Source organism: Oleiphilus sp. HI0086, assembly GCF_001635225.1.
In genome coordinates this window covers 1-566 of record NZ_LWFZ01000406.1, presented here as the reverse complement: position 1 = coordinate 566, position 566 = coordinate 1, and the positions used below count along the sequence as shown (strand labels likewise).

Annotated in this window: 1 protein-coding gene; it reads left to right on the top strand. The window is 40.5% G+C overall.

The window, feature by feature from the left end:
• Positions 1-44 precede the first annotated feature (44 nt).
• Positions 45-566: NAD-glutamate dehydrogenase domain-containing protein (locus A3756_RS05050; RefSeq protein ID WP_231875490.1), on the top strand; the 522-nt coding region annotated here is incomplete at its 3' end.

Below are 566 nucleotides of genomic sequence, written 5' to 3'. Positions count from 1 at the left end.
ATATTTCGAAGATTCGTGATAATTTCGAAGAGCTATTTATCAAAGTGTGGCAGGGAGACGCAGAGAATGACCGATTTAATAGGTTAATAATCAGTGCCTATATGAATTGGCGTCAAATCGCTATGCTACGATCTTACTCCCGTTATATGCAACAGATTCGCGTTAGCAACTCTCAAGAGTTTATTTCTAATACGGTGGTGTCAAACGTAGAAATCACGGCCTTGCTTAGCGACTATTTTGAACACCGTTTTAAACCCGGTGCAAACGCTTTATCTGCAAAGAATCTAAAGCTGCTAGATAAGATAGAAGAAAACTTTTACAAGGCGCTAAACAATGTACATAACCTGACCGAAGACAAGATTCTGCGTTTATATCTTGATTTGATCAAAGCAACGATGCGTACAAACTTCTATCAGCACGATAGCGGTGGTGCGGATAAAAGTTATATTTCGTATAAGTTNCAGCCGCGTTTAATTCCAAACGTTCCTTTGCCCGTTCCAATGTATGAGATATTTGTTTATTCGCCCAGGGTTGAAGGGGTTCATTTGCGTGGGGGGAAGGTTGCT